Source organism: Micromonospora foliorum, from assembly GCF_022229015.1.
GTDB classification, from domain to species: Bacteria; Actinomycetota; Actinomycetes; order Mycobacteriales; family Micromonosporaceae; genus Micromonospora; species Micromonospora foliorum.
Map to the genome: position 1 here is coordinate 1 of NZ_JAKKFF010000370.1, position 6,755 is coordinate 6,755.

8 protein-coding genes and 1 pseudogene are annotated in these 6,755 nt (G+C 73.2%); 4 read left to right on the top strand and 5 right to left on the bottom strand.

What is annotated here, in order from left to right; all coding sequences use genetic code 11:
• The first annotated feature begins 192 nt into the window (after positions 1-192).
• A complete protein-coding gene (locus PSH25_RS24810; protein ID WP_238661358.1) occupies positions 193-1,434 on the top strand; it encodes a DUF1501 domain-containing protein in 1,242 nt (413 codons plus the stop codon).
• Here PSH25_RS24810 and PSH25_RS24815 read toward each other — a convergent pair.
• Positions 1,431-2,054 carry a hypothetical protein gene (locus PSH25_RS24815; RefSeq protein ID WP_238661359.1) on the bottom strand — a complete coding sequence of 208 codons (624 nt, stop codon included), beginning with the start codon at positions 2,052-2,054 and terminating at the stop codon, positions 1,431-1,433. The two genes, PSH25_RS24810 and PSH25_RS24815, sit on opposite strands and share 4 nt — an antisense overlap.
• Positions 2,055-2,067: 13 nt before the next feature.
• Complete coding sequence (locus PSH25_RS24820) at positions 2,068-2,649, bottom strand: DNA-3-methyladenine glycosylase I (RefSeq protein WP_238661360.1); 582 nt, start codon at positions 2,647-2,649, stop codon at positions 2,068-2,070.
• A 112-nt stretch (positions 2,650-2,761) separates the two neighbouring features.
• Between PSH25_RS24820 and PSH25_RS24825 the strand changes: the two genes are divergently transcribed.
• A complete protein-coding gene (locus PSH25_RS24825; RefSeq protein ID WP_238661361.1) occupies positions 2,762-3,682 on the top strand; it encodes a sterol desaturase family protein in 921 nt (306 codons plus the stop codon).
• Here the strand turns inward: PSH25_RS24825 and PSH25_RS24830 are convergent.
• Positions 3,627-4,124, bottom strand: a complete 498-nt coding sequence (locus PSH25_RS24830) for an SRPBCC family protein (RefSeq protein WP_238661362.1) — start codon at positions 4,122-4,124, stop codon at positions 3,627-3,629. The two genes, PSH25_RS24825 and PSH25_RS24830, sit on opposite strands and share 56 nt — an antisense overlap.
• Entirely contained in the window at positions 4,121-4,747 is a 627-nt protein-coding gene (locus PSH25_RS24835; protein WP_238661363.1) for a DivIVA domain-containing protein, read from the bottom strand. The genes PSH25_RS24830 and PSH25_RS24835 overlap by 4 nt, the downstream gene beginning before the upstream one ends.
• A 156-nt stretch (positions 4,748-4,903) precedes the next feature.
• On the opposite strand from PSH25_RS24835, the gene folP reads away from it, so the two are divergent.
• Positions 4,904-5,773, top strand: coding sequence for a dihydropteroate synthase (gene folP / locus PSH25_RS24840; protein WP_238661364.1), 870 nt, complete (start codon positions 4,904-4,906; stop codon positions 5,771-5,773).
• 67 nt (positions 5,774-5,840) lie between these two features.
• On the opposite strand, the gene PSH25_RS24845 is transcribed toward folP, so the two are convergent.
• On the bottom strand, positions 5,841-6,218 hold the full coding sequence (locus tag PSH25_RS24845) for an NADH-quinone oxidoreductase subunit A (RefSeq protein WP_238661365.1): 378 nt from the start codon (positions 6,216-6,218) through the stop codon (positions 5,841-5,843).
• 129 nt (positions 6,219-6,347) lie between these two features.
• Between PSH25_RS24845 and PSH25_RS24850 the strand changes: the two are divergent.
• A pseudogene (locus PSH25_RS24850) lies at positions 6,348-6,755 on the top strand (hypothetical protein); the annotation flags it as partial.

Consider the following 6,755-nt stretch of genomic DNA (forward strand, 5'->3'; position numbering starts at 1 on the left):
AGCGGTGATGGCCCGGCTGACCGCCGCGACCACCGCCGGCCGGCCGGAAGCGCTGGCCCGACTGCTGGTGGTCGACGGCTGGGGCGCACGCACCCGCGCCGCTCTCGCCCCGCTGGCCGGTGAGCCCCGCAAGCTGCTGGCCGCCGGCCTGGTCAGCCCCGAATACACCGTCAGCTGAGCGGAGGAGTCGACATGGACACCGTGACCCGACGCAGGTTCCTGCTGACCAGCGGGGTGGTCGGCGCGGGCGCGCTGGCCGCCGGGGCCGGCGCGTACAGCCTGCGGGACCTGCTGGACACCAGCGGGGACCGCGACCCGCAGTCCCGCACGCTGGTGCTGGTGACCCTCTACGGCGGCAACGACGGGCTCAACACGGTCATCCCGTACGGCGACCCGGCCTACCGGGCGGCTCGCCCCGAGCTGGCGTACCCGGACGGGGAGGTGCGGCGGCTGGACGACACCTTCGGCCTCAACCCGGCGCTGGCCGGCCTGCACCAGCGCTGGTCCACCGGTGGGCTGGCGATCGTGCGCGGGGTCGGCTACCCGAAGCCGGACCGCAGCCACTTCCGGTCGATGGACATCTGGCACACCGCGCAACCGGACCGGCCGGGCACCACCGGCTGGCTCGGGCGGTGGCTGGACCGGGCCGGTGGCGACCCCCGGCTGGCGGTCTCCTTCGAACCGGCGCTGCCGCCGCTGCTCGCCGGGGCGCAGAGCGCCGGCGCGGCCGTGCCGGTGGCCGACCGGAAGGCCGCCAAGGGGCTGCCGGCGGAGACGCTTACCGCGTTCGCCGCCGCGGAGGCGGGCGAGTCGGCGGCCCGCGGCCGCGCCGCCGCCTGCTTCGCCGACCTACGGTCGGTGGACGAGATGATCCGCCAGGTACGCGACTCCGCCGACCCGGACACGGCGGACCCGGACGGCGAGCAGGCGCCCGCGACGGCCACCGGCGGGGCACGCACACCACTGGACGCGCAGCTCGACCTGGTCGCGCAGTGCGTCGAGGCCGGAGTGTCCACCCGGGTCTTCTCGGTGTCGCTGGGTGGCTTCGACACGCACGCCGACGAGAAGCAGTTGCAGGCCGTCCTGCTGGGTCAGCTGGACCGGGCGTTGACCGGGTTCGCCGACCGGATGAGTCGCACCGAGGCGGGCCGGAAGGTGGTGGTGGCGGTCTACTCGGAGTTCGGCCGTCGGGTCCGGGCCAACGCCTCGGACGGCACCGACCACGGCACCGCGTCAGACGTGCTGCTGCTCGGCGCGGGCGTCCGGGGCGGCTGGCACGGCGAACCGCCGAGCCTCACCGACCTCGACGACGGCGACCTGAAATACACCACCGACTTCCGGGACGTCTACGCCACGCTGCTGGAACGGGTGCTGGACACCGACCCGGGCCCGGTCCTCGCCGACTGGCCGGGACGAGTGGACAAACTGTTCTAGTCGTCCTCTTCCGGGTCCTGGTTGGCCTGCTCGCCCAGCACGAACGCCTGCATGGCCAGCTCGTCACCGGCCGGTGAGACGAAGGCGGGCAGCTCACGCGGCCCCAACTCCTGCACGTAGGACCAGAACAGCCGAACCGCCTCGGCGGGCGTGCCGGCCTCGATCGGCAGGTCCAGGCTGACCAGCCAGGTGCGCCGCGCCGGGGGCGGGCCGAGTTGGTCGGCCAGCGCCCGGAAGGCCGCCGGCTCCAGTGCGGTGACCGGCCCGTCGAGCGTCAGCAGATCGGCAGGCACCGGCTCGTCGAAGGCCCGCCGGGTGTACGCGACGACGAGCGTCCCCGGCTCGACCGGGGACTGCGGGTCGTCCGGGTCTTCGCGGTGGCGTTGGCCCGGAGCGCCGACCCGGCCGAGGGCCACCAGCCGTGGCGGCCCGTCGACAAGCACGGCCACCTGGTCTCCCGGCCCCGGCCGGGTGACGTCGGTCAGCCCGGTCAGCTCCAGCGTGTCGTGGTGCACGAGCCGCTCGGCCTCGTACCGCTCGGCGGGCAGCAGCACCGCCCAGGCGCCCACCCCGTCGGCGTTGCCGGCCGCACCGGCCCGGTGCGCGGTCTCGGTCGTCATGCGTGCCATCTCATCACGCCGCCGAGGGGAGGGTGACGTGACAGCCGACGATGTGATCGTCGACCATTCCGGTGGCCTGCATCAGCGCGTACGCGGTGGTCGGGCCGACGAACCGGAAGCCGCGCTTCTTGAGCGCCTTGGCCATCGCCGTCGACTCGGGGGTGATCGGCGGAAGCTCGGCGAACGAGGCGGGGCGCGCTGGCCGGGGCTCCGGTGCGAAGGACCAGAGCAGCGCGGACAAGCCCTCCGGCAACTCCAGGGCGGCGCGGGCGTTGGCGACCGCCGCCTCGATCTTGGCCCGGTTGCGGACGATGCCGGCGTCGGCGAGCAGCCGGGTCACGTCGGCGTCGCCGTAGCGGGCGACGGTCGGGAGGTGGAACTCGTCGAAGGCCAGCCGGAACGCCGGACGCTTGCGCAGGATGGTCAGCCAGGACAACCCGGACTGGAACGCCTCCAGCGTCATCCGCTCGTAGAGCGCGTCGTCGCCGCGCAGCGGCCGCCCCCACTCGGTGTCGTGGTAGATGGCGTAGTCGGGGGTGCTCGACCCCCAGGCGCAGCGAGCCAGCCCATCGGCGCCGATCACCAGGTCAGTCACCTCGTACACGCTAGGGCATCCGTCCGACAGCCCATTGCCACCGGCCGCCCGGCTGCCTATGGTGCTTGTTACCGACCGGTAGGTCGAGGTCACCCAACGATGGCCCCGACCGGTGACGGCGAGCGGAGGCCGCGCGGTGAAGGAGTTCCCGGACGTCATCGCCTGGTCGATCCCGGCCTTCGTGCTGCTCATCGTGTTGGAGCGGGTCTCCTACCTGCTGCACCGCGACGACGACGAGGTCGGCTACGGCGGCGCCGACACCGCGACCAGCCTGACGATGGGGCTAGGCAGCATCGTCGCCGACCTGCTCTGGAAGATGCCGATCGCCGCCGCGTACGCGCTGCTCTACGCGCTCACCCCGCTGCGGGTCGCCGAGCTGTGGTGGACCTGGCCGCTGATCCTGCTCGCGCAGGACTTTTGCTACTACTGGTCGCACCGCAGCCACCACGTGATCCGCATCCTCTGGGCCTCGCACGTGGTGCACCACTCGTCGCAGCGGTTCAACCTCTCCACCGCACTGCGCCAGCCGTGGACCGGCCTGACCAGTTGGGTGTTCTACCTCCCGCTGATCGTGGCCGGCGTCCACCCGGCCGTGGTCGCGTTCTGCGGCTCGGTCAACCTGCTCTACCAGTTCTGGATCCACACCGAGCGGATCGAGAAGATGCCGCGCTGGTACGAGGCGGTGTTCAACACCCCGTCGCACCACCGGGTGCACCACGCGTCGCAGGGCAGCTACCTGGACCGCAACTTCGGCGGCATCCTGATCGTCTGGGACCGGCTCTTCGGCTCGTTCGCGCCGGAACGCGAGCGCTGTGTGTACGGCCTGACCAAGAACGTCGGCAGCTACAACCCGGTCCGGGTGGCCTTCCACGAGTACGCCTCGATCGCTCGGGACCTGCGCGCCGCGGTGACCTGGCGGCACCGTGCCGGGCACCTCTTCCGCGCGCCGGGTTGGCAGCCGGCACCGGGCCGCACGGTCAGGGCAGCCGGCCCTGCTCGACCAGACGGGCAAACCTCTTCAGTGCCTGGGTGAGGCCGAGCTTGGAGCCGGGCCAGAGCACCGGCCAGGCCAGTCGACCGGCCCGCCCGCCCGGCAGGTGGAACCACTCGTGCCAGACGACCTGGGTGCGGTCCCGGCCCAGCTGGGTGCAGCGCAGCACCCCCGGGCCGCGTAGCAACTGGCCGTGGTGCACGACGCCGATCTCGTACGGCTCGTCGACCCGGACCACAAGCATCTCGTCGCGCAGCGTCGCCCGGCCGAGTGCGGTCACCGCCTCGATCCGGCTGCCCTCGCGCCCGTCGCCCTCGACCACCCGGACGCGGGTGAACGGGATCCAGTCGGACTGACGTTCCCAGGCGAGCAACGCGGCGAAGACCCGCTCCGCCGGGGCGTCGACGATCACCGTGGCGGTCACCTCACCGGCACCGGGTCGGGCCGCCTCCCGAAGATCGTCGGCGCCCTCCGGCTCGGTCACGCCGACTCCGACCGAACCACCGCGTCGCGCTGCTCGGTGCCGGCGGGGGCGCCGGCGGTCTGCTCACCATCTGTCGACTCGTCGTCGGCGGGCGCGGCGGCCGGTGCCACCCCGTCGGAATCCGCCGAGGACGAGGTGGCGGCGGGCAACGGGCCGGTGGTGGTCGAGCCGACCGGGGCCGAGCCCGCCTCGCCGGCCAGCGGCGCGTCCTTGCCCGGCTCGGCTGCCTCGCCCGGCTCCGCCGCGCCCGCGGTCGTCACCTTGCTGGCGGACTGCTCGCGGGCCTGGCGTAGCACGTCCGCGTCGTCGGTGCGCCCCTCACGCAAGGCGATGACCTCCGACTCCAGTACGCCGATCAGCTCGGACTTGTAACCGATGTCGTAGGCGGCACGGCGCATCGCCTTATCGACCTGGTCCATCCGGTACCCGCGCAACCCGGTGTCGAAACGGACCGCCCCCACGTCGGATTCGCGCAACGGGCGGGTGCCCGGCAACGCCACGGCCTGCGAATCCGGCTCGGCCGGCGCCAGGCCGGGATCACGGCCGCTGACCAGCACGGTCACGCCGAAGATCACCGCCGCGACTGTCAACGCCACGACCAGGAGGAGCAGAAGCTGACCCATGTACTGATCGTGGCATGGCAGCCGGCCCGGAGCGACCCCGCCACCCGCCCCGATCACGATCGGCGCCGACGCCCGCCCGGAATCGCGGACGGGTGACCGACTAGCGTCGGGACCGGCCGACGCGGCGGCGACGGCGCGGACTTCCAGGAGGCGGGCATGGCCGGGGCGCTTCGGCTGGGTGGGCACACGTTCGCCCCCGGCGAGCTGGTGGTGATGGCGATCATCAACCGCACGCCGGACTCGTTCTTCGACCGGGGGGCGACCTACGCCGCCGACAGCGCTCTGCGCGCGGTGGAGCGGGCGGTGGACGAGGGCGCGGCCATCATCGACATCGGCGGGGTCAAGGCCGGCCCCGGTGCGGAGGTGGGTGTCGCCGAGGAGATCCGGCGCACGGTGGACACCATCGCCGCCGTCCGGGCCGCGTTCCCGGAGGTGGTGATCTCCATCGACACCTGGCGTGCCGAGGTGGCGACGGAGGCCGTGGCGGCCGGCGCCGACCTCCTCAACGACACCTGGTCGGGCGCCGACCCGACGTTGGTCCGGGTGGCCGCGCAGACCGGCGCCGGCCTGGTCTGTTCGCACGCCGGCGGCCTGACGCCGCGGACCAGGCCGCACCGGGCCGCCTTCACCGACGTGGTCGCCGACGTGGTCGCGACGGTGACCGGGCTCGCCGAGCGCGCGGTGGCGGCAGGGGTACGCCCCGACGGCATCCTCATCGACCCGGCGCACGACTTCGGTAAGAACACCCGGCACTCGCTGGAGGTCACCCGCCGGCTGGACGAGCTGACCGGGACGGGCTGGCCGGTGCTGGTGGCGCTCTCCAACAAGGACTTCATCGGTGAGACGTTGGGCCTGCCGGTGGCCGAACGGCTGGAGGGGACGCTCGCCGCGACGGCGGTCTCGGCCTGGTTGGGCGCCAGGGTCTTCCGGGCCCACCAGGTCGGCCCGACCCGCCGGGTGCTGGACATGGTGGCCTCGATCCGCGGCGACCGCCCGCCCACGGCGACCCGCCGGGGACTGGCCTGACCGGTTGTCGCCGTAACCGGCCGCGAACGGCCGGACGGACCGACACGATCGCCGGACGCCGCGGCGCTCAGGTCCAGCGGAGGATGTTCCTACGCCAGGCGTAGAGGATGCCGAGCGCGAGCACCGCCACGAACACCGCCATCTCCACCACCGTCACCAGACCGAAGCCCGGCCGGTCGAAGACCACCGCCCAGGGGAAGAGGAACACCGCCTCGACCGCGAACAGGACGTACAGGTAGGCGTACACGTAGTAGCGGATCTGCATCTGCGCCCAGTCGGTGCCGACCGGGTCGAGCCCGCACTCGTAGCTGGCCCGCTTGCCCGCCGGGTCGGCCGGACGCGCCGGGCGTAACACCCGGTTGGCCGAGAACGCCGTAACGAAGAAGACGACGCTGGCGAGCAGCAGGAGCCCGAGCGTCGCGTACGAGCCCAGGTAACCGGTCACAGTCGGCAGCCTACCGTCCGCCCGGACGGGCCGTCCCAAACACGTTACGCATTTGTTTCCAGATGGGACTAGTGCACAGGGGCAACTGTTACCGAATATTGGACACCCACCCATGTCACCGGAGGACAGATGGCGCGCGTTAAGGCATCGCCCGGTAATCGGGCGGAGGGGCGGCGTTCCGCGCCCCTGCTGGCGACCGCGCTCGCGCTCGGCCTGCTCACGGCGCTCGCCGTCGGACCGGCCTGGGCCAGCGCCGCCACACCGGACGCGGATCCGGTCGTGACCTCGGCCGAGCCGGCCAACGAACCGGGAGAGGAAGGGCCCCCGACCACGCCTGCGGAGGAGCCCACCCCGACCGAGGAGCCGGGCGGTGAACCGGAACCGACCGACCCGGCACCGGAGACCACCGCGCCACCACCGGAGACGACGCCACCCGCGCCGGTGACCACCGCCCCGGAGGTCCCGCCGGCGCCGACCACCATTGCGCCCGCGCCGGGCGGCACCACCGCACCGCCCACCCCGGGGCCACCGACGGCG